Annotated in this window: 17 protein-coding genes; 8 read left to right on the top strand and 9 right to left on the bottom strand. The window is 39.8% G+C overall.

What is annotated here, in order from left to right; all coding sequences use genetic code 11:
- Nucleotides 1-568 precede the first annotated feature (568 nt).
- From F927_RS07350 to F927_RS07360, 3 genes are all read right to left on the bottom strand, one after another.
- Nucleotides 569-1,084, bottom strand: coding sequence for a hypothetical protein (locus F927_RS07350; RefSeq protein WP_005083149.1), 516 nt, complete (start codon nt 1,082-1,084; stop codon nt 569-571).
- A gap of 82 nt (nt 1,085-1,166) precedes the next feature.
- Complete coding sequence (locus F927_RS07355) at nt 1,167-2,237, bottom strand: DUF1176 domain-containing protein (RefSeq protein ID WP_005083151.1); 1,071 nt, start codon at nt 2,235-2,237, stop codon at nt 1,167-1,169.
- Nucleotides 2,238-2,330: 93 nt separating this feature from the next.
- Complete coding sequence (locus tag F927_RS07360) at nt 2,331-3,221, bottom strand: LysR family transcriptional regulator (protein WP_005083153.1); 891 nt, start codon at nt 3,219-3,221, stop codon at nt 2,331-2,333.
- A gap of 99 nt (nt 3,222-3,320) precedes the next feature.
- On the opposite strand from F927_RS07360, the gene F927_RS07365 reads away from it, so the two are divergent.
- Both F927_RS07365 and F927_RS07370 read left to right on the top strand, forming a co-directional pair.
- Complete coding sequence (locus F927_RS07365; RefSeq protein ID WP_005083155.1) at nt 3,321-3,893, top strand: chromate transporter; 573 nt, start codon at nt 3,321-3,323, stop codon at nt 3,891-3,893.
- Entirely contained in the window at nt 3,890-4,405 is a 516-nt protein-coding gene (locus F927_RS07370; RefSeq protein WP_005083157.1) for a chromate transporter, read from the top strand. The genes F927_RS07365 and F927_RS07370 overlap by 4 nt, the downstream gene beginning before the upstream one ends.
- A gap of 59 nt (nt 4,406-4,464) precedes the next feature.
- Here the strand turns inward: F927_RS07370 and sbmA are convergent, their stop codons facing one another.
- The 5 genes from sbmA to F927_RS07395 all read right to left on the bottom strand — a co-directional run bounded on the left by sbmA (nt 4,465) and on the right by F927_RS07395 (nt 11,282).
- Entirely contained in the window at nt 4,465-5,661 is a 1,197-nt protein-coding gene (sbmA, locus tag F927_RS07375; protein WP_005083158.1) for a peptide antibiotic transporter SbmA, read from the bottom strand.
- Nucleotides 5,662-5,864: 203 nt separating this feature from the next.
- A complete protein-coding gene (locus F927_RS07380) occupies nt 5,865-6,815 on the bottom strand; it encodes a patatin-like phospholipase family protein (protein ID WP_205680142.1) in 951 nt (316 codons plus the stop codon).
- Nucleotides 6,816-6,954: 139 nt separating this feature from the next.
- Nucleotides 6,955-8,430: an alanine/glycine:cation symporter family protein gene (locus F927_RS07385; protein WP_005083162.1), complete on the bottom strand. Its 1,476-nt coding sequence runs from the start codon at nt 8,428-8,430 to the stop codon at nt 6,955-6,957.
- Between the two features lie 95 nt (nt 8,431-8,525).
- Nucleotides 8,526-9,761 carry a sodium/glutamate symporter gene (gene gltS, locus F927_RS07390; protein WP_005083164.1) on the bottom strand — a complete coding sequence of 412 codons (1,236 nt, stop codon included), beginning with the start codon at nt 9,759-9,761 and terminating at the stop codon, nt 8,526-8,528.
- A 180-nt stretch (nt 9,762-9,941) separates the two neighbouring features.
- Nucleotides 9,942-11,282: a DcaP family trimeric outer membrane transporter gene (locus F927_RS07395; protein WP_005083166.1), complete on the bottom strand. Its 1,341-nt coding sequence runs from the start codon at nt 11,280-11,282 to the stop codon at nt 9,942-9,944.
- Nucleotides 11,283-11,707: 425 nt separating this feature from the next.
- Here F927_RS07395 and F927_RS07400 point away from each other — a divergent pair, with 425 nt between their 5' ends.
- Nucleotides 11,708-12,415, top strand: a complete 708-nt coding sequence (locus F927_RS07400; RefSeq protein WP_005083177.1) for a nitroreductase — start codon at nt 11,708-11,710, stop codon at nt 12,413-12,415.
- Nucleotides 12,416-12,460: 45 nt separating this feature from the next.
- On the opposite strand, the gene F927_RS07405 is transcribed toward F927_RS07400, so the two are convergent.
- A complete protein-coding gene (locus F927_RS07405) occupies nt 12,461-13,672 on the bottom strand; it encodes a multidrug effflux MFS transporter (RefSeq protein ID WP_005083178.1) in 1,212 nt (403 codons plus the stop codon).
- Nucleotides 13,673-13,814: 142 nt separating this feature from the next.
- On the opposite strand from F927_RS07405, the gene yccS reads away from it, so the two are divergent.
- From yccS to F927_RS07430, 5 genes are all read left to right on the top strand, one after another.
- Nucleotides 13,815-15,995 carry a YccS family putative transporter gene (gene yccS / locus F927_RS07410; protein ID WP_005083179.1) on the top strand — a complete coding sequence of 727 codons (2,181 nt, stop codon included), beginning with the start codon at nt 13,815-13,817 and terminating at the stop codon, nt 15,993-15,995.
- A 132-nt stretch (nt 15,996-16,127) separates the two neighbouring features.
- Entirely contained in the window at nt 16,128-16,712 is a 585-nt protein-coding gene (locus F927_RS07415) for a YcxB family protein (RefSeq protein ID WP_005083180.1), read from the top strand.
- Nucleotides 16,713-17,087: 375 nt separating this feature from the next.
- A complete protein-coding gene (aspT, locus tag F927_RS07420; protein WP_005083181.1) occupies nt 17,088-18,773 on the top strand; it encodes an aspartate-alanine antiporter in 1,686 nt (561 codons plus the stop codon).
- Nucleotides 18,774-18,828: 55 nt separating this feature from the next.
- Nucleotides 18,829-20,433: a bifunctional aspartate transaminase/aspartate 4-decarboxylase gene (locus tag F927_RS07425; RefSeq protein ID WP_005083182.1), complete on the top strand. Its 1,605-nt coding sequence runs from the start codon at nt 18,829-18,831 to the stop codon at nt 20,431-20,433.
- Nucleotides 20,434-20,651: 218 nt separating this feature from the next.
- Nucleotides 20,652-23,180 (top strand): PepSY domain-containing protein, encoded by a 2,529-nt coding sequence (locus F927_RS07430; protein ID WP_005083186.1) that lies wholly within the window; start codon nt 20,652-20,654, stop codon nt 23,178-23,180.
- Nucleotides 23,181-23,216 lie beyond the last annotated feature (36 nt).

A 23,216-nucleotide genomic window follows, 5' to 3' on the forward strand; every position in this document is an offset into this window, starting at 1 on the left:
AAAGTTAAGATGATGGTATGACAATTTTATATACTCCATAAACCCTTTAAATTAATTAGGTGGTTTATGTCGCACTTCAAGTTTTACTCTGCCCATTTATCAGAAAACACCTTATATTTTGCTAAAAAGAACCATATAGATGAGATATTAAAATCATTTGAAAAATCAGCTATACTACACTATTTAACATTAAGTTTTTCCCTCCCAATTTTTATTATCATATTATCCACCTTGGTAGATATTGAACAAAAGGGAGTGAATAAATCTAAAAAAGATCTAATAAATTCACAACAAATTATCATAATTGATAAGACGAAGGATAAGTACTACCTACAAATATGTTCCAGAAATTTATGCATTTTTTCGAAAAAAGACTATAGCGATTACAAAGTAAAAAACATCAATGAAATTACATTAAAAAGTAATGAATAAAAATCATCTAAACAACAGTTCTCTTTTTAAAAGAAGGGCTGTTGTTTAGTATTATCTATTAAGTAGAGTTAAAACTTAAATTTAGGAGATTAAGTCTACTTTTCCTAAGAAAATTTTAGAGTATTAAGTAGATTTTTTATCTTGTAACACCCAACTTATTCCAAATATCAGGCGTTAAAAAAGTCGTGACCAATTTATTTAAATCAATATAACGCAACGTCCCTTGCAATTGCTGTCGAACCGCTGGATCTTTCACAATATCCTCACCCGCACTCTGACCTAACTGCTGAAAAGCCTCACCAACCGCTTGAATCCCCTCAGCCTGAATCACAGCCTTAGTCTGTGTCGAACACTGCTCCACAATCACACGCTGTAAAACTTGTGCCAATTTCTGATCCAGCTGATTCTTTTGCTCAGGCGTGACACTACTAAAACCCTTTAAATCGGGATGTGCAGCTAAAGCCGTAAATGTCCATTGCAATACCGTGGTTTTATCCGCTGCTGTAGTGGCTTTCACTAAACAATCACTGAGTTGATCGACGGTTGGCCCTGCCATCGCCACTTGCGTTGTACCCAAAACAGCCACAGCCATCAACACAGAACGACTTAAACGAGAAAATTTACCAAGGAGAGAAATATAAACACGAGACATAAGCACAAGTTCCAAAAAGCAATCAGCTTCTTTGTACCATAGCCATAGTATGCTCATCAGTGTGACTGTGTAACGGTAGGTATCATTTCACAACAGCTTCGATCAAATCTAACTCCCATACCCCACCAGCGGCTAATCCCTTACACATACCTGTCCACATATCTTTGGTTTGGACAAACTTTTGACCATCCCACACCCATTCCGAACTCGACCAGCAATCCCCAATCCCTCGACCTTTTTGTGCACTGCTAATTACACCTTCATTAAAATATGATGCAGCTTCAGTCACAAACGTCGCTTTACCCTTTAAGGATTCATCCAATACCCATGCACCATAACCCTCGTTATAGGCTGCACGCCAACACAGACTCATTGCCAATACTTTTTTATTACTCAATTTATAAAGTGCTATCGGCTGAGGTTTTGCACCACCACTGGTATAGTCATATACACCGTCACAAAAATGCTCATCTCTCGCCGAAAATGATGCAGTCATTAATTGTGAGTAAAGCGACTGAAATTGCTTATTTTTAGGTTGCAGAACTAGGTAAGGCTTTGCAGCGGTTTTAACATGTTTCACTAAGATTTTAGGACGAGCTGCCAACACCTTTGACTCATCTGCTTTGCCCTTTTTAACCAGTGCGCCGACTGTGCCAACACGTTTCTGAAAGTCATCCATTTTTAATAATGTAGCCGTCATTCCTGCATCAGAAATTCGCCATTGGAAAGCTGAGTTTTTAAATACAATCTCATTTTTCTGTTTAGACTGTTGTAATAAGGCATTCACTTGTTGGGTAGATAATTTCCCCATCAAAGGTGCTTCCTTAGCATTAACACCGACTGGCCCTAAGTCTTTTCCATTGACATAAAAATGAATATTTCGGAGTCGATTGGCTGCAATAGGACTTTCATCATAAAGCGACAATGCATATTCGGCATTTACAACTTGCTTCGCCCCTGCATGGCGCGTTAATAAAATCGATGCAGGGTTTTCACTTCCATCTAAAGCTTGATAACCTGCAGCACGACATGTCCCAGTATTACTACAATAGATTTCCCAATCTTGATGTGAAAATGAAACCCCTTTCATCTCCTGCGCGACTGCAAAAGAGCTGATCGTGAACAGACAACATACGGAAAATATATTTTTCATTATGGTATTTCTCTAAGGTATAAGGTTATTTTTAAAAATTAACTATAGTTTAAATCTCTTGGTATATTGCGTCATATTTTTTTCATTGACCAACTACCTCATTTTAAGTAGATCAACAAAATGCTCTATGCGTACACTCTTTTGCTTAGCTCGGTATATCGCATATATAGGGGCAATACTGGGTTGATCCGCTGCAAGCGGACGATACACAATCTGCTTATTCCAAAAACCTTGAATCGATGCTGGAACAATCGAAAGCCCAATCCCTGCTGCAATCAAATTCAGACTTGACGTTAAACGTGGTGCTTCCTGCACGATATTGGGACTAAAACCAGCTTGATAACAATTTGCCAAAATATTATCAAACAAGTCTTGTCCACCTAAACGGCGATATAACACAAACTCATAAGCCTCTAAATCAGACAACCGAATTGTCCCCTGTTCCTCTGCCAAAGGATGATTACTCGGCAAAGCCACGATGAGTGGTTCATCGAGCACATAAAAACTATGCAAATCAGCATGAATAGGGGCAGGTTTACGTAAAAAGGCGATATCTAATTTTTCGTTGATCACAGCATCTACCAAAGAGCTACTGCTGTCTTCTTCTAAATGAATCGCCACAGCAGAAAATCGCTCCCGATACTGGCGTAATAGCGCAGGTAAAAAAGGATGTAGTCCTACAGAATGAGTAAATCCAATATTAATCTGCCCCTCCTTTCCTTGTGCAATATTGCGTACTCTTTGGGGGATAGAATCAGCATGATCCAAAATCGTGATTGCTTCTTGATATAAGGCTTTACCCGCTTCAGTTACCTCCACACCGCGAGGTAGACGTTTAAGCAATACCGTATCTAAATCTTTCTCTAAACTTTTGATAAGTCGCGTCAATGGCGGTTGCTGAATATGCAAACGAACAGCGGCCTTGGAAATATTACTTTCCTCCACCACAGCAATAAATGCCTTGAGTTTATGAATATCAATCATACATACCTTGAAAGTATAGATAAGGAAAAATAAAGCATTTGTAAATATACCACTATTCCACCATCCTATCATGAGTCAGATTGATGAGGATAATCCCCAATGAAAGCTCAAGTCATATCCGTAGCGAATCTAACACAATCAAGTACCCCAGATTGTAAAGCGCTATTTATGGGATTTATGAGACTGGGCTTAATGGGATTTGGCGGAGTCTTACCACTGGCGCAAAGGGTGATCGTTGAAGAGCAAAAATGGATTGACCTTAACAAATTTACCGACCTACTTGGGATCTGTCAGATCTTACCCGGCGGCAATATCATTAACATGGCCGTTGCGATTGGAATGGAGTTTCAAGGTGTTAAAGGGGCGATCAGTGCATTATTAGGTCTGATTTCTGCTCCAACAGTGATTGTCTTGCTGATTTATCAAACTTACGTGCATTTCCAGCATTTATCGAGCGTCAAGCATTTAATCCAAGGTTTAGCCGCTGCCGCTGCAGGTTTACTTTTTGCAACAGGTTTACGCATGCTGCAGCCTATTTTAAAAAGTTATCTCACCCTGATCACGATTGTGCTGACCGCAGTTTTTATGCTTTGGATCAAACTGCCATTAATCCTCACCCTGATCCTTTTAGTGGTAATGAATATGTTGATCTTAGGAGTGAAAAAATCATGATATTGCTTACGCTTGCAATGGTATTTACTCAGCTTTCTATCGTCGCTTTTGGTGGAGGAAATGCGATCTTGCCAGAAATGCAGCATCAAGTTGTCACTGTACATCAATGGATGACAGCAGAGCAATTCAGCTCCTTATTTGCGATGGCGCAGGCAGCCCCCGGTCCCAATATGATGATTGTCCCTTTGGTGGGTTGGCATGTTGCAGGACCAGCAGGACTACTTGCGACCTCGATTGCCAAGTTTGGTCCATCTTCTGTCTTAACCATCTATGCACTGAAGTTTTGGCAACGTTTTAAAGATCATCCTCTGAGAGCACGCTTTGAACAAGCACTAAGACCAATTACAGTCGGTTTGGTGTTGGTCAGCGCATGGCTGATTGCCGATGCATCTGTACAAAATTTCTTGCTCGTTTTGATTGTAATTTTAACCGCAATACTGGGCTTATTTAAGAAGATACATCCTTTATGGGTCATGGTATTGGGTGCAGGATTAGGTGTTTGCTTCCTATAAATTCTCATAAAAAAGACCTGTATTTCATCAATACAGGTCTTCACTATCAGATTTACTCTTTATTTCTCTAATGTAGACTCAAAAGCCTTGAGACGTTTATGAATCGACATTAACTCAATAATCGTTGGCCATGAACTAATCAAATATTGGAATGAACTACGTACCTGATTAAAGACATTTAAGATCTGCATCATCAATCCTAAGGTAATTGCACCCGCAGCAATCGATGGAAACAAAATAAAGAGTCCATAAATATTATCTAACTGCAAATACCAAATACGCACTAAATTAAAGTAGGCATAATGAAAATATAAACGAAAATAATTTTGACGTACTTTGGAAAAAAGCTGTTTAAGTGTTTGTGGTTGTGCCCGATCATGCTGATCTTCCCCATAAACTAATTCTTTACGGAAGGCCGCCTCTACTTTTTGATTATTAAACTCTAAACCCGGCAACTTATAACCAACAACCATCAATACAACTGTACCCAACACGGCCCAACCAATTGCAGCAATCATAAGTGCATGTGGAATTTCCCCAACAATAGGTAACTCTTTTACATGTACAGATAATTGTACCAAGATCGGTAAAAAAGCAATCAAGGTTAAAAGTGCTTCGACGAGATTAACCCCAAGTGTTTCCGTCGTCTTCGCAAAACGCATCGTATCCTCTTGAATACGCTGTGAAGCCCCCTCAATATGTCTTAATCGCTCCCAATGTGAGGTATAAAAATCATTCATCGCTGTACGCCAACGAAAAACATAATGGCTCACAAAGAACAAGTTAAACACAGCAAAAGTCACATAGACCATCGCTATATATAGGAAGGTCATGACACCTGAATAGAGTTCTTGTACATTGCCACCACCACTAGATAACATGGTTTGGATGAGATTATAAAATGGGTTATACCACGCATTAATCACGACACTGACTTGTACCCCAAACCAGATATTAAACAAAATAAATGCCGACCCCCAGACTGACCAACGCTGCCATTTATTGTCGGAGAAAAATCGCCAAAAAATCGCAAATAATGCTGTTGCCGCAAAAAACCAAAGGTAGAACCATAGAAATGTTGGAGACCAAAAACGGCTCACATCAATGGGTAAAGCTGCCTCATGATATCCCGCTGAAAAGCCAAGATATGTCCCCCATTCTTTTCCACCTGAATACCATAACAACATGTTAATGATGACCCACAGTAACAATGAAGCAAAAAAATAAAGTGGATTTGGGAAAAAAGATTTAAACATCGTACTGAACTATCCTTGTGGTGCTGCAATAGACGGATGGTTGTATGCTATAACCTCAAACTTAAATCAGTCTGATGGATTGCTAATGTAGTTATTTACCTGTTTTTTCATTATTTTCATAGCGTTTTATCAGGCATTTTTTTTATTGTTTTAATCATTTTCGGAAAATCTTTCGATCTTGTTTTAACCCCCATCATCCTTGATTAAGGCAATAGCGCATTCACGCGTTCTTTTGAATAACGCTTGGTTTGAATTGCCAGCTGAATATCTGCAAGTTTACTTTGCGCAGCATCAACGCCAGCTTGCATGGTGATTTCACGTCCTTTCACATCAAAAATATGAACTTTCTCACGTAGGTCTGGTTGAATCACAATATCCGCGTATTTAAGTTCTTCTTCTGCTAATCGTCCCTGCATGATATTGATATTTTGGTTAAACAGCCCCCAAACATTGGTCGTTTCTGTATGGACGGGTTGCGCCAGAATATCCACCGCAATGACAATATCTGCCCCCAAATCTCGTGCAACTTGAACCGGTACAGGACTTACCAAACCGCCATCAACATATTCGTTGTGACCAATTTTGATCGGAACAAACATACTTGGAATCGAAGCCGAAGCACGTACCGCCTGCCCAGTGTTGCCATAATTAAAGACAGTTTTAGTTCCTTCTTTGAGTTCAGTTGCGACCACATACATCGGGATCTTAAGGCGCTGTAATGGTGTATTTTGGACTTGCTCATTGACATAATCCTCAACCTTTTTCCCATCGAAGAAACCTTTTAAACTCACACTCACATCACGTACATCATTGGCTTTTAACTTGAGTGCAATCTCACGTAACTCAGCTGCACTTTTTCCACTGGCATAGATTGAACCTACAATACTTCCGGCACTGGTTCCTACGATTAAATCAGGACGAATGCCATGTTGCTCTAACACCTCAATCACACCAATATGTGCATAACCTCGTGCACCACCACTGCCTAAAACCAATGCGACGACAGGGCGTTTTTGTTGTTTAATTTTAGCGAAGGGTTGTTCTACAACACGTGTTCGAGCGTCTTCCACAACTGGGGATATATGTGCAGTTGTTTGACAACCAACCAAAGTCATCATCGGTATAACTAACATCCATAATCCAAGCTGTTTCATACGCAATCTGGGCCATTTCCACGCAATTTTCGAGCAAATTTTAACGACTCAATTGTGAAAATACTGTAGCAATTTTTTGTATTTTGACAGCAAAACGGCATAAAAAAGCTCCTCGAAAGGAGCTTTACGACTTAGAACATTACCAAATATCCGAATCGACTTTTTTCTTCAATTCTGGATATTGATCCAACTTAAACTCAGGCTCCTTAACACCCTTTTTAAGCTGAGAGAGGTAATCTTTTAATAAAATCAATAAGATTGGCGTGAGTAATAAAATTGCAATCAAGTTAATGGTTGCCATTAATCCCATAGATAAATCGGCCATTGACCAAACTAATGGAACGCTGGTGATTGCACCAAAGTACACCATGACCAACACCAATACTCGGAAAATGAACATGATTGTTGGATTGTTATTGATAAATTGCACGTTACTTTCTGCGTAAGCATAGTTACCAATAATCGAACTAAACGCAAATAAGAACAACAGCACCGCTAGGAAACCACCGCCCCAACTTCCGATCTGACTCTCTAAGGCTTTTTGAGTTAAGGTCACACCTTCAAACCCTGCCTCATGATACAAACCTGAAACCATGATAATAATAGCTGTACACGAACAAACCACGAACGTATCAACAAATACCCCCAGCATTTGTACCAAGCCTTGATTTACAGGATGTTTAACATCTGATGCTGCTGCGGCATTCGGCGCAGAACCCATACCTGCTTCATTTGAGAATAAACCACGTTTGATTCCCATCATCATTGCCATAGAAATCATTGCACCAAAGAAACCGCCTGCTGCCGCTTCAAATTCAAATGCTTTGGTGAAAATCAATTTGAAAATTTCAGGCAACATTGGGAAATTAATCATCGCAATGTATAACGCAACTAAAATATAAAGTAGCGCCATAAAAGGAACAATTTTTTCAGCAACTTTAGCAATACGTTTGATACCACCAAAGATGACCAATGCTGTCATAATAACCAGCACGATTCCAAGCCATGAAACTTCTAAATCGAGTCCACCTAATCCCATAATGAGATTTGCTTTATCCCAACCCCAAGCGTGTGAAGTTGCGCCGATAATTGCATTTGCTTGCACCGCATTGAAAACAAAACCATAAGCAAGAATGAGTGAAAGCGCGAATACCACGCCAAGCCATTTTTGTTTTAAACCTTGGGTAATATAGTAAGCAGGTCCACCGCGGAATTGTTTATTTTGATGATCACGGACTTTAAATAACTGGGCTAATGATGATTCAACAAATGCCGAACTCATCCCTAGAAATGCAGTCAGCCACATCCAAAATACAGCTCCAGGCCCACCAATCGCAATCGCGATCGCAACCCCTGCAACATTCCCTACCCCAACACGACTAGCCAAACCTGTCACAAAGGCTTGGAAAGGAGTAATACCATGATCATCCTTGCCTTCTTTGCGACTTCCTTTCATCACACGAATACTGTGTAAAAAGAGGCGTAACTGTACTGCACCTGTGATCAAGGTATAAAACAAACCAACTGCAACGAGTAAAATAACCAAGAAATTCCACAGCGGATCATTCAAGTATTGTACCCACGACATGAGTGTGGCATTTAATTGTTCATTCATCACTTATTCGCTTTTGCATGTGCTATGTAAATATCAACATAGACGATTAACAATGGATGAATCAAAAAAGCCCCATTTGGGGCTTTTGATCCGACTTAGGCAAAGAATTTCAAGATCACTTGAATTACAGTTGCATTAATTAAATCGACAAAGAAAGCACCACATAATGGAACAATTAAGAATGCTTTATGTGATGGTCCATACATATTGGTAATGGCTTGCATGTTTGCAACCGCAGTTGGTGTTGCCCCCATACCAAAACCACAATGACCCGCAGCCAATACCGCAGCATCATAGTTTTTACCCATGATCCGGAAGGTAATAAATGCTGCATACAATGCCATCACTAAAGTTTGCGCCGTTAGAATGATCACCAATGGACCAGCCAAGTCAGCCAATTGCCACAACTTGAGAGATAACAATGCCATTGCTAAGTATAAAGAAAGTGATGCATTACCAAATACATCAATTGCGCGATCAAAAATATCGACCTTCAACACACTTTCTAAAATATTACGTAGGATAACACCGCCGCCTAAGGCCCAAACGAAGGTTGGTAATTCAAACCATGTGCCTTTGCTGTATCCCGTCATAAACTCTGCAAATGCAAGACAAGCAGCAAACATACCTAATGTGGTAATCGCATTGTCAGCAGTAATCAAACGGACTTGATGTGGATTTTCAAAAGGTGCTAAATCTTCTGGATGTGGATCTGGATGAGTATCACGATCTTCGATCTGTGCAGGCGTTTTTGCGCGCGCTAAACTATGACGGTTGATTAGCAACTTCGCCAAAGGACCACCGATAATACCACCGATAATCAAACCAAAAGTTGCACTCGCCATACCCAATGCCAATGCACCTTGGATACCGTATTGGGTTTCAAAAATCTCACCCCACGCACCCGCCGTACCATGACCACCCGTTAAGGTTACAGAGCCTGCGATTAGTCCAATCAGAGGATCAACCCCCAATAAGGTTGCCAAACTCATGCCTACCGCATTTTGTACAACAATATAAGCTGCGACACAGCCAAGGAAGAGTACTAAGCCTATACCACCTTCCTTTAGCTTCATAAAATTGGCACTCAAACCAATCGAAGCAAAGAAGATCAACATAAAGCTTGTCTGTAACTGACTACTAAAGGTAATACTGTATCCCAAGAATGAATGGACCAGTAATGACAGTATTGCTGCAACCAAACCACCAGCGACTGGCTCAGGAATATTATAACGCTTTAAGAAATCAATTTTGTTGACGAGCAAACGTCCTAATAACAAAACGATAACCGCTGAGATTAAGGTATAAAAACCATTAAAAGTAAATTCCATATCTTCTTCCGTTTATTTCATTTGTTCTTAGACGTTTTTTCCATCTTATAAACAATGAAATAGTAACTCTCAAAATGAGTGAAAACTCAATCCACTTAATAAAACAATACAGTTCTTTGTAAGAATGTTGCTTCGATCAAGTTGATTCATTTTCACGGATGATTACACCTACAGGGTAGGCTAGAAGTTATAGCGTGCCATTGCTCCTACACGGCTATCCTTACCTTTTTGTCCATCAAAGGTTTTACGTTCACCATAGATATACTCCAGACCAAACGTAATAGGTGTGACAGGTGAATACATGACGTTCCACCAACCTTGTTGCAAAGTCTTATTTTGGGTTTCATCTGTTACAGCCTGTTTAGCAAAGTCATTGCTATCATCTGCAAACATTGCGCCATAAGCTAAGGTACTACGCAATTTAGGCGTAATTTGATAGCTTGTACCGACAGTCAATGCATCAAACTCATTCAGATTTAAACCCATATTATTTGGATTCACATTAAAAGCATTGTTGGTATACAGTAAAAATTTACTGTCACCTTTGACATGCGAATAGTCAACCATCGCTTGCAATGCATCTGTGAGTTTATATTTTGCACCGACTGCAACACCCCAACCTAAATCTGAATCATTGCGACTGATTTGCATGTTGTCTTTGTTAAAAGCAACTTTACTACGTGCTTCTGTCAATAAAGCACGTACAGAAGTCGTGCCTTTCCCTTCTGCAAAATCATATTTCAGTTTAGAGCTTAGCGCTGGTAGTCGATTATCATCATTGCCTTTTTCCAAAGCAATGGCATAACTTATATCTGGATTTAATTTATTACTGTAACGCACCATTGGCGTACGATAAGTACCAATTCCTAATGGCGAGTTAAAATCAAGCATTTCTGGCTGTAAATCAGTTGCCAAAAATGTCGATGTGGTTTGACCAAATAGCCATTCATTCATGGTTAAGTAAGCATGACGAATACGGATCGTGTCATTATTGCTACCACCACGGAAATCAACTTCTAACTTTCCACCCACTTCTGTGCCTTCAACTGGCGATTTAAAATCGAGGCCCAGTCGCGTTACAGTCGCTGTGCTATAGAAACGATCACTATTTTTTTCAGCGCCTTCCAAATCTACTTTATTGATGCGGTTAAAAATCCCATCACCACCCTTTGCTTGATAAGATGCGTCACCACGCAAAAAACCATAGAGTTTAACTTGCGCACCGGAAGCAGTATGTATCGCGAGTGGAGATTTTTTTGCAGGCTCTGTATTTACAACTTTAATATTTTGATTATGTGTTGTAACAGATGCAGGTTGTGCAACAACTTGAGAGGCAACATTTTCTTGTTTTGGTTGTGAAACATATTGTTCTAGTAAAGCCCTCAATTCACTCACTTCTGCACGAAGTTGTTGAATTTGCTCTTGCTCACTCGTCGCGTGAGCAGTGTTCATCATAAGAGTAGCAACAATAATTGCTAAACTTTGCATTACGAACGGCTTGCGGATGAGAGTTAAACTCATAAGAAGCTCCTTTATCCAGTGTATATTTCCACGTTTTCCCAAAGCATAAAACTCGAAAATTAAAATGCTTTGTACAGAAAATCTCCCCCCACCCTAATCAGTAAGGACAGTCTAATCGGTTTTTTAAAAAGGGCGTATTATGCATAAATTTAGGATATTGTGTGTACTTTTTTATTCGAAGAGCCACGGCACTTTTTAGAATACCTATAAAATATTTTATTTTTTTCATCGTGTTATAAATAAAATTCTTTTTCATGCAAATATAACATAGTTCAAAAAACGCACTAGAATAATCAAGTCTTTTGCAGTAATGACTATTTTTCACTCAACATATAAACCATGTTCAAAAAATCATCCGCAAATCTCATGTATTGCTTTATAGTCACCTCACATGAGAAAGATTCGAAAATAAAGAGGCATTTTTTATGAACATGGAACAAGTCCGTTACGTGGATGAGGCAATCCGATCTCGTCATTCTGTACGTGCATTTTTAGACCGCCCTGTTGAGCAACAAATCATCAAAGATATTCTAGATGTTGCCTGTCGTGCCCCTTCAGGTACAAATACTCAACCTTGGAAGGTTTATGTCATCACAGGAAAAAAACGTACGGAAATGATTGACCGTGTTTGTACCGCCCAAGTTGAATCATTCCAAAATCCTGCGCTTGCATCACAATACAAAGAAACCTTCGCTTATTATCCTGAAACATGGATTTCACCTTTTATTGATCGCCGCCGAGAAAATGGTTGGGGACTCTATGGTTTATTAGGTATCCAAAAAGGTGAGAAAGAAAAGATGGCGGCACAGCAGTTGCGTAACTTTCAATTGTTCGATGCGCCTGTTGGTCTTTATTTTACTGTGAATAAAATAATGGGCATTGGTGCCAAAATGGATATCTCCATGATGATTCAAAATGTCATGGTCGCAGCTAAAGCTCGTGGCTTGGATACTTGCCCACAAGCCGCATGGAACCATTTTCATCCAATCGTTTTAGATATTTTGGGTGCCCCAGACGATGAAGAGCTGGTTTGTGCTATCGCACTCGGTTATGCCGACCCCGAACATATTGTGAATACCTTCATTACGCCTCGTGAGCCAGTTGAAAATTTCACTGTGTTTCTTGATGAATGATTAAAGTTTAGGACAATTCCAGAGGCTATAGAAATCTATGGCCTTCTAAACTGAAGCTCGCTGTTGTCGCCCAACTTTAAAGATCATCAATAATCCAAGACTGGTAAACATCAGCATCATCAGCCCCATATTGAGTGATGCCTTCCAAACTAAAAAGTTCAGTATCACCCCACCCAACAACCCACATGCAAACTGCATGCTCCCCATGATCGCACTCGCCGTACCTGCACGAGCACCTTGTTCAGACATTGCCAATGCCATTGCATTTGGACCAGTCAAACCTATACCAGAAACAACCAAAAATAAGCCTGACATTAAAAACCACAATGGCGCATTGACCATCAATCCAGCACTCACCACGCAAACTGCTCCAAAGCACTGGATTGAACCGCCAAGGACTAAACGAGGAAATACCCCCATTCGCGTATTCAAATGCTTATTTAATGAAGACATCAACATAATACCCGCAGCATTAAAGGCAAAAGCATAAGAAAAATGTTGCTGTGACAAACCATACTGTCCCATGAAAACTGCGGAAGCAGAACTGATATAACAAAATAGTGCTGCGCCAGTCAGACACCCAGCCAGCATCGGAAGTCTAAAGCTTTGATCCTTAAAAATGGCAGCGTATAGAGTGGTTACTTGATAAGTCGATAATTTTAAACGGCGTTCTACAGGCAGTGATTCTTTAAAGAAAAAGTGTACACATAAGCCACAAATCACCCCAATCATTGCTAAACAAACAAAAATAGACTGCCAAGGAAAGAAAATTAAAATCCATGCCCCAAAAATCGGTGCCAAAATCGGTGCCAATCCCATCACAATCATCATGCTCGAAAAAGCTTGTGCTGAACCTTGTACATCTAATCGATCTCGAATCGCAGCCCTAGCAATCACGACGCCAACACAGCCCCCCAACGCCTGAAAGATACGAGCAATGATCAGCGCCCATTCATTCGTAACTAAAACACAGGCTAAACTGGCAATCACATAGAGCGTCAACCCAAAATATAAGGGTGTTTTTCGACCTATACGATCACTGACCGGTCCATAAAAAAGCTGCCCGATGGCAAGCCCTAAAAAGTAAGCTGGTAGAGTATTGGCCACCATTTGGGTACTTACCCCAAATTCATCTGCCATCTGGGGTAAGGCAGGCAGATACATATCAATAGATAAAGGTCCCAAGGCCGTTAACAAAGCAAGCAACATAATCCATGTTGTTGAATATTGACGTTGATTGGTTTGCTCTACCTGCATAATGCTCTACTATTCAAGTTTATTCATGTGCAAGCTTAACACTCTCACGTGAATTTGTGCATAATAATACTGTCTGTTAATCATTGATAAACATTCAGCGCACGCAGAATAATTTGATTGCAAAATACAAGAAGGATAAACCTTGAATTCTGGGTCAAAACGCTTAAAACAAGCGACCTATAACACCACGTTTATGTATAACGTACGGATGTTAATTGCTTTTACAGGAACGGCTTTCGTTCCTTATTTGCTCGACTACCAACTCGCAACCATTCCACTTACGCTGGGTGTCGTAGCAGCAGCAATCAGTGACATTGACGATCGCTTTTCAGTTCGTCTAATGAACCTGATTTATACATATATTGGTTTCTTTATTACCGCAGCTTCAGTTCAGCTACTCTTCCCTTATCCAATTGCGTTTGCAGTTGGCTTAATTGCTTCGTGCATCGGATGGATTCTATTAGGTTCACTTGGGCGTCGCTATGCAACGATTGCCTATGGCTGTCTGGTGATCTCTGTCTATACCATGTTGGGTGTACATCTATTTGAAGAATGGTATCTGCAACCTGCACTTTTAGTCGTTGGTGCTGCTTGGTATGGTTTGCTCTCCACCATTAGCTTTTTATTGTTCCCTGTTCGCCAACTACAAGATCAACTTGCTGCGTCCTATAATGCTTTAGGCGGTTTCCTTTATGCTAAGTCAAACTTATTTGATGTAGATATGACGCCATCCAGTTATCAACAAAGTATGATTGATTTGTCCATGGAGAACAGCAAACTCATTGGACTTTTCAACAACTTACGCGTTGCGTTATTAACCCGACTCAAAGGTGATCGAGGACAAAAAGATACACGTAGAAGTCTCCAATACTATTTTGTTGCACAAGACATTCATGAACGCGCAGATTCAGCACATATTGATTATCAAAAGCTGACCAAAGTCTTCCAACACAGTGACATCCTATTTCGTTTTCAACGAATTCTATCTATTCAAGGTAAGGCTTGTCAGGATTTAGCTCAATCCATCTTAAGTCGTACTCGCTACACGCATAACAAACGCTTTAAACATAGCTTTGAAAATCTAAGATTGTCTTTGGAAAAACTTCGTGAAGATGGGCTATATGATCAAGTACGGGTCAATGCACTGTTCGCACTGTATCAAAATCTTAAATCGATTGATGCACAATTACAAAACCTAGAAACCGAACGAAATCTCGTTTTAGATAATGCACAACAGCCTGAGCATCAACTCAAAGATGATGATCTCAAAGGAATGAAGGATATCGTTGTTCGAATCAAACAGAATCTTACGCCTGAGTCTGTTTTATTTCGCCATGCTGTCCGCTTATCAATTGTGCTTTTTATTGGCTATCTCTTTATCCAAATGACCAATATTGCTTATGGCTATTGGATTTTATTGACAGCACTGTTTGTTTGCCAACCCAACTTTAACGCGACTAAACGTCGGTTATATTTACGGATTATTGGTACTTTGGTTGGGATCATCGTCGGTCTTGCCATTATCTATTTTATTCCTTCACTCGAAGGTCAACTGGTGATGCTAGTGTTAAGCGGCATTTTGTTCTTTGAATTACGAAGTAAACAATATGCTCAAGCTACTGCATTTATTACCATCCTTGCTTTAATTAATTTCAACTTGGATGGTTCAGCATTTGCCGCAGGATTTCCTCGTTTTATTGACACAATTATCGGCTGTGCATTGGCATGGTTTGGTGTCAGCTTTATTTGGCCAGATTGGAAATTCCGTAGACTTCCACGTTCAATTCGACGTGCTTTACAAGCTCAATGCCAATATTTAGCTGAAGTCGTCACCCAATACCATCAAGGTCGCAACAATGCCCTCAATTATCGAGTGGTTCGACGCGCAGCACATAATACCGATGCTGAGGTTGCTTCTTTAATTTCTACGTTGGCTACGGAGCCTAATATTGACAGCACTCAAAAAGCCCAAGCTTTTGAATTCTTATGTCTAAGCCATACTTTTTTAAGTTATATCGCAGCACTCGGTGCACATCGTGAACAAATACAGGACCAAGAAGTTCTTGACCTATTAGATCAAGCGCTGGATGATATTCAAGGTGCATTACTCAGAGATGAAGTCCCAGACCTTTCCGCACAAAATATGCTACAAACCATCAGGCAGCGCTTAACCCAAAAAGAAAGTAATGAAAACGACCAAAAGTCATTGATTATTTTACAGCAGCTGTCACTTATGCTCAGTATTTTGACTCGTTTGAGTATGCTCAAACAAAGCTTAGGACATGAACCAAGTGAGGATGGCACTGAGTTTGCGTCACTTTAACCTTGAACTATCCTTTGGATTTCATAGTACTTGATACATTGGTAGAATATCTTTGATTATGAGGGTTTATATCGTGTCAACACCCTCTATTAATGCTAAACTTAATTCAGTTCTAGACTCATTTTTTAAACTATGACCGCCAAAACTCTATACGCTTATACGCTACAACCTGTTCCTTATGAAGTTTCTGAAGTTGAACAACGTCAAGCTCAACTTATGATTTGGCGCAGCAGCAACAAATTTAGCCGCAAAGCTTGGATCATTATGATCTCTCTTGTTATGCTTTCTTTAGTCGCAGCAGGACTTATCAAATATTACTCGACTTACTCGACTGTGATTTGCTGGGTAGTCATTATTGGGGTTGCTTTTTACTACCTCACCAAAAAGTTTGGTCTTGAATGGTATGTAAAACGTAAAATGAAAGAATTCCCAGTACAAGAAATTAAAGGGATTCGCTTAGGCGTACAACCGCATGGTCTTGTAATGCGTCAAAAAGTAGGTTTACAAGATGGTACAGCAACCATTGGCTGGAAAGATATCTATGAGTGGTATGCTTCACCTGACTTTATTTTGGTTAACTTCAAAGTAAAAACACCAAAAGGTGATGAGCAACAAGGTGCTTATATTTTACCTAAACGAATGGATTCAAAGAACTTCTCTTTCAAAACCATTCGCAGACATTTAAATGAAACTGTGGGTGCGCCAAAAACCTTATAAGTTAAACGATCAATATCAAGGCTAACCAATTGGTTAGCCTTTTTTGTTTCTGATGGGCACGCAATCAAATCATCCTTTGCGCCCAATTGTAACAATACGAAAATATATGTAATAAATTTTATACAGCAACTCTGAACACTTCTAGAACAATTCTGCTCTACCTATTCAATCCTTGTCCTGATTCAGTAATAAATACACCAGCTTAACTTTAAAACGATATAAACCAAGTAAAAGACTCAACAAAATATTCTGATATAACAGTAAATTGCCAAAATAAAACATCAAGAGTATGTTATCAATCACATAAAAAAGAAATCAAATTCATTCATTTTTATTCGATATACAAAATATTTAATAATAGTAAGGTTATAAGCAATGATAGAAACCATACAAAATGAGTTAAGACACAGCCCTGAAATTCTCCTTTTTTTATCTTTAGCAATCGGATTTTGGATTGGTCAATTTCAGTTTGGCAAATTCCAGTTTGGCGGTGTTGCTGGCTCGCTTTTAGTAGCAGTTTTACTAAGTCTTTTAGGCGTTCCTATAGACAATGGAGTCAAAGCAATCCTCTTTGCATTATTTATATATGCAGTTGGTTTTGAAAGTGGACCTCAATTTTTCAAATCTTTAGGTCCTGAATCGATTAAAGAAATTTTATTGGCTGTTTTCATGGCAGTCACAGGTCTAATCACTGTTCTGATTATGGCCAAACTATTCAATTTAGATAAAGGTTTAGCCGCAGGAATGGCGGCTGGCGGGATGACGCAATCAGCAATTATTGGAACCGCTGGCGATGCCCTATCACGATTGGATTTACCCTTACAAGAAATTCAACGATTACAGGCTAACGTTGCGATTGGATATGCAGTCACGTATATCTTTGGATCATTGGGTGCCATCATCGTATGTGTCAATATTTTACCTAGATTTATGGGAAGAGAAATCCGTGATGACGCCCTCAAGGCTCAATCTGAAAAATTAAAAGGCGCTTTTGAACTGGCACCGGGGCAGGAGCTAGCAATGCCTGAAATTGTCGGGCGTATCTACAAGGTTGAACACATTGATGGTCAAAAGGTTTCAGAGTTAGAAAGTAAAGTATCTGGGATTACCTTGGAACGCTTAAAACGTAAAAACCAACTCGTTGACATTCGCCCAGATACCATACTACAAACGGATGACATCGTCCTTGTGGTTGGAAGACGAGCAGCAGTCATCCAAGTCGCTGATCTAATTGGCACAGAACTGCAATCCTCTCAAGGTATGGAAATGATCATGGATACAACTGACATTATCCTAACCAATACCAAATACACCAATCGCTCGCTTGGAGATATTAAAACCAATACACCTTCTGATTTAAAACATGGCATTTATGTATTGGGGATTCAGTGTAACGGGGAACAACAGCCCCTTAATGATGAGACCATTCTAAAACAAGGCGATCGAATCACTGTTTACGGTACGGAGAGTGACCTTAAACGTTTAATCAAAGAAGGTGGTCAAGCCCTTCCCGAAAGCCTAAAAACCGACTGGATCTTTCATGGTGCAGGTCTAGTCGTTGGTCTGTTAATTGGTTTAATCGTCGTTCGTGTTGGAGGTGTTCCACTTACGCTTGGTGCTGGCGGTGGTGCTTTATTATCAGGTTTAATCTTTGGATGGCTAAGAAGCCGACATCAAGTACATGGCAATATGCCAGCAGCAGCCTCACAGTTGCTTAAAGATCTGGGACTGGCTAGTTTTGTGGCAGCGGTTGGTCTGCAATCTGGTCTGCAAGCCATCCAAACAATTAAAGAAAGCGGCCTTTCCCTATTCATGATCGGTGTTGTAGTTACGCTGGTACCACTCATTCTTTCGATGTTTTTTGCGCGTTATGTTCTCAAATATACCAATGTTGCTGTCATGGCAGGTGCTATCTCAGGCGCCCGAAGTGCAAATCCAGCATTTGGTGGTGTTCTCGATAAAGCTGGAAACTCGATTCCAACAGTTCCATTTGCAATTACTTATGCATTGGCAAACGTCTTCCTGACATTGCTTGGGCCATTAATTGTCGGTCTAGCCTAAATAAGTTTATGTATTCATCACTGATCTAACTTACGATAACAAAGGAGAAATTCCCATGGGGAATACTGATTACTCAAAATATGCAAAACTAAGCCCTTTCGAGCTTAAAGATAATTTAATTGAATTAGCACAAAATCATACTGATCGAATGATGTTAAATGCTGGACGCGGTAATCCTAATTTTCTAGCGACTATCCCACGCCGAGCTTTTTTCCAACTTGGTCTTTTTGCAACGACTGAATCAGAGTTTTCATTTTCGTATATGCCCGAAGGTCTTGGCGGCTTTCCTCGACCTGTAGGCTTACAGTCTAGATTCGATCATTTTGTGATGGAAAATAAAGATAAAGCAGGTGTGCTGTTTTTAGGAAAAGCGATTTCTTATGTTCGCGACCAACTTGGTTTAGACCCTGATGCTTTTTTACTGGAAATGGTTGAAGGAATTTTAGGATGTAATTATCCAGTTCCAGATCGAATGTTGAGATTAAGTGAAACCATTATCAAAGAATACATCCTTCGTGAAATGGGTGTACAAGGTATGCCGAAAGAAGGTCTAGACCTTTTTGCTGTTGAAGGTGGCACAGCAGCAATGGCTTATATCTTCAACTCTTTAAAAGAAAATAAAATTATTGATAAAGGCGACCGTATCGCGATTGGAGCACCAATTTTCACGCCATATCTAGAGATTCCAAAACTCAACGACTACCAATTAGAACAAGTTTTGATTGAAGCTGATCCTCAACAAGGTTGGCAATACCCAGAAGCTGAGCTACGTAAACTAGAAGATCCAACGATCAAAGCTTTCTTTTTGGTCAATCCAAGCAACCCGCCATCCGTCAAAATGAGTGACGAAGGTCTAGCAATATTAGCGGATATTGTTCGAAAACGACCTGATCTCATTATTCTAACCGATGATGTTTATGGAACCTTTGCCGATCAATTTAAATCAATATTTGCGATCTGCCCAAACAATACGATTTTAGTTTATTCATTCTCTAAATATTTTGGTGCTACAGGATGGCGACTTGGAGTAATTGCATTATCCAATCAAAACATTATTGACCAAAAAATTGCTACGCTGTCTAAGAAGGATAAGAAAGAGTTAGAAGAAAGATACTCCTCACTAACCACTGACCCAAGTGGCATTAAATTTATTGACCGTATGGTTGCGGACAGCCGTAACGTAGCATTAAACCATACGGCTGGACTGTCGACACCTCAACAAGTACAAGTGGTCTTATTTGCACTATTCAATATGATGGATTCACGCCAAGATTATAAGAATGCTGTTAAATCTGTAGTTCGCGAACGCGATGCAGCATTACACCGCCAACTGGGAGTTGAGTCTACTCATGACCTGAATGCAGTCAACTATTACACACTCGTTAATCTTGAAAGTACATCACGTGAATTGTATGGCGATGAATTTGCAGACTGGGTAATGAAAACTAAGAACCCGACCGAACTTCTGTTCCGTATCGCAGATGAAACTGGTGTCGTATTGTTACCCGGCTCTGGTTTTGGTGTACTACATCCCTCTGCACGTGCTTCGCTAGCCAATTTAAATGAATATCAATATGCAGCTATCGGAAACTCATTACGACGTTTTGCTGAAGAAGCCTATGAGGAATATTTAAATAACAGACCTAAACGGAAAAAATAATCCTTACTCATCTCACCAAACAGACTCAGAGAAGGCCTAGTTATTCACATTATTAGGTCTTCTCTTACTTAATGCTGAATCATTCATAACTTCCTTCGATACAATGCACCAAAATAAATGATAATCAAAATCAATATTACCTACAAAATCCACATTATGTACGTATTCTTGCGTTATAATTTTTTACATGAATTCCATTATCTTTTCATTTTTCAACCATGTTTAAAAAAGTTTTCTTCCAAATCCATTGGTTTTTAGGCATTACTGCGGGCTTAATTCTTTCGTTAATGGGAATCACAGGTGCAATTTACTCCTACGATCAACAAATCCTGAAGTGGATCAACCAAGAAAGCTATGTCGTTGAAGTCGTCAATACACCTAAGCTTACCCCAGCCCAACTTTATCAGCACTTTAACCAGCAACAACCTGAAATCGAAATCAATAGTATTACCATCGCTGCCGACCCTACTGCATCCTCTACTGTTAATATCAAAAAAGAAGGTGCACGTCGCGGCTATAACATGATGGTCAATCCATATACCGCAGAAATATTACCCGAAGTAAAAGGGCGAGAATTTTTCCAATTCATTCAACGCTTGCATCGAAATCTCACTGCGGGTGAATATGGAGCTCAGATCACTGGTGCATCAACATTGATGCTTATTTTCTTTGTACTCAGTGGACTTTACTTACGCTTTCCCAAAAAACATAGCTTGAAACAATGGCTTTTCATTAAACCCAAATTAAAAGGTCGTAACTTTATTTGGGACTTGCATGCAGTCGTTGGTACGTGGGTAGTTGCTTTCTATCTTCTATTTGCCTGTACAGGTCTATATTGGTCATATGACTGGTGGCGTGCAGGTATGTTCAAAGTCATGGGAGTAGAACAACCCCAACGTCATCAACAAAATCATGATCATGAGCAACCAGATTTATCAGATCAACAAGTGAATACAATTTTGACCCAAGCCTGGGCGGGAGTGAATACCAATATTGGTCGTGAATACTCAAGTTTGACCCTTCATATCCCTAAAATTGCTGATCAAAAAGTTGAAGTAACCTTTATTGATCCAACTCCACAGCACGAACGTGCACGCAATCAAGCAATCTATAATTATCAAAGTCATCAATTTGAAAAACTAGATCTTTATGAAGATAAAAAGCTTAATGAAAAAATCATGAGCAGTATGCTTCCTGTCCACCGAGGAAGCTTCTTTGGATCAACCTATCAATTTATTGCGATGCTTGCCTCACTGACAATGCCGTTATTTTTTGTGACAGGTTGGATGCTTTATCTTAAGAGACGAAAGCAGAAAAAACTCACTCAATCAGCACGCCAAACGTTAATCAACCAACAAATAGATCCAAATGCAACCCCATGGTTAATTAGCTATGCATCGCAAACTGGCGTGGCAGAACAACTGGCTTGGCGTACTGCTACCAGTTTACAAGAGGCACAACAACCAACAACGGTTAAACCAATCCAACAACTCACTGAACAGGATCTGCAACAAGCACAGCAGGTTTTATTCGTTGTGAGCACATATGGCACAGGTGAAGCCCCTGATCTTGCCACCAGTTTTAGTAAAAAACTCATGCAGCAATCGCTTGATCTTGCTCATCTAAAATATGCTGTATTAGCGCTTGGTTCAAAAGAATACCCTGACAGTTACTGTCGTTTTGGTTATGTTGTTGATGCATGGTTAAAACAGTGCAAAGCCCAAGCTTTGTTTGATCTTGTCGAAGTTGATAATGCCAATAATGAGGATATTCAACGGTGGAATCAGGCTTTGTCGGTTGTGACTCAGCATGAATTACATGCAATGAATATTGAAAAAGTCTTTGATCAATGGACTTTAACTGAACGTAAATTATTAAACCCGAACAGTTTGGGAAATGCAGCTTACAATATTGAGCTCAGAGCTCCTTATGACATAACATGGCATGCAGGTGATATCGCAGAAATCCAACCTGCAAATAGTTTGATTGAGATTCAAAACTTCTTGATTAAATATCAAATTCCAGCGCAGGCAGAGATTAAATCACTCAATCTTACGATTGAACAAGCACTATGGAATAAGAATTTACGTATTGAGATTGATCAAATCGACGATCTCGAAACTTTAGTTGCACAGTTACCGACTTTACCGACCCGTGAATATTCAATCGCCAGTATTCCTTCACAGCAATTACTACGACTTGTGGTACGTCAAAAGTACGATGCAAATGGCGAACTCGGATTAGGTTCGGGCTGGCTTACAGAGTTTGCTCAACTAAAACAAACCATTGCATTGCGTATTCGCACTAATGAATCATTTCATTTGATTGATGATAACCGCCCAATTATTTGTATTGGCAACGGTACAGGCATTGCAGGTTTGATGAGTCTATTACAGCAACGCAATCGACAAAACTATACCGCCAACTGGTTGATTTTTGGAGAGCGTCAGCATCAATGTGATTTCTTCTATGAAGAAACCATTCAAGCATGGCTAAACATGGGAAGTTTACAGCGTCTCGATCTGGCTTTTTCTAGAGATCAGGAGCAACGTCGATATGTTCAAGACGTATTACGCGAACATGCAGATGAGTTGAAAAACTGGATTGAGCAAGGTGCTGTCATTTATGTCTGTGGTAGCATTGAAGGCATGGCCACTGGTGTAGATCAGGCCCTAAACGATATTTTAGGTGAAGACGCTGTTGATGAATTAAGACAAACCAAACGTTATCGACGGGATGTATATTAGTCCTATTTAAAAAGTAAAAAACGAGTGGTTCACCAC

Origin of the sequence: Acinetobacter haemolyticus CIP 64.3 = MTCC 9819 (assembly GCF_000369065.1) — a bacterium.
GTDB lineage: Bacteria > Pseudomonadota > Gammaproteobacteria > Pseudomonadales > Moraxellaceae > Acinetobacter > Acinetobacter haemolyticus.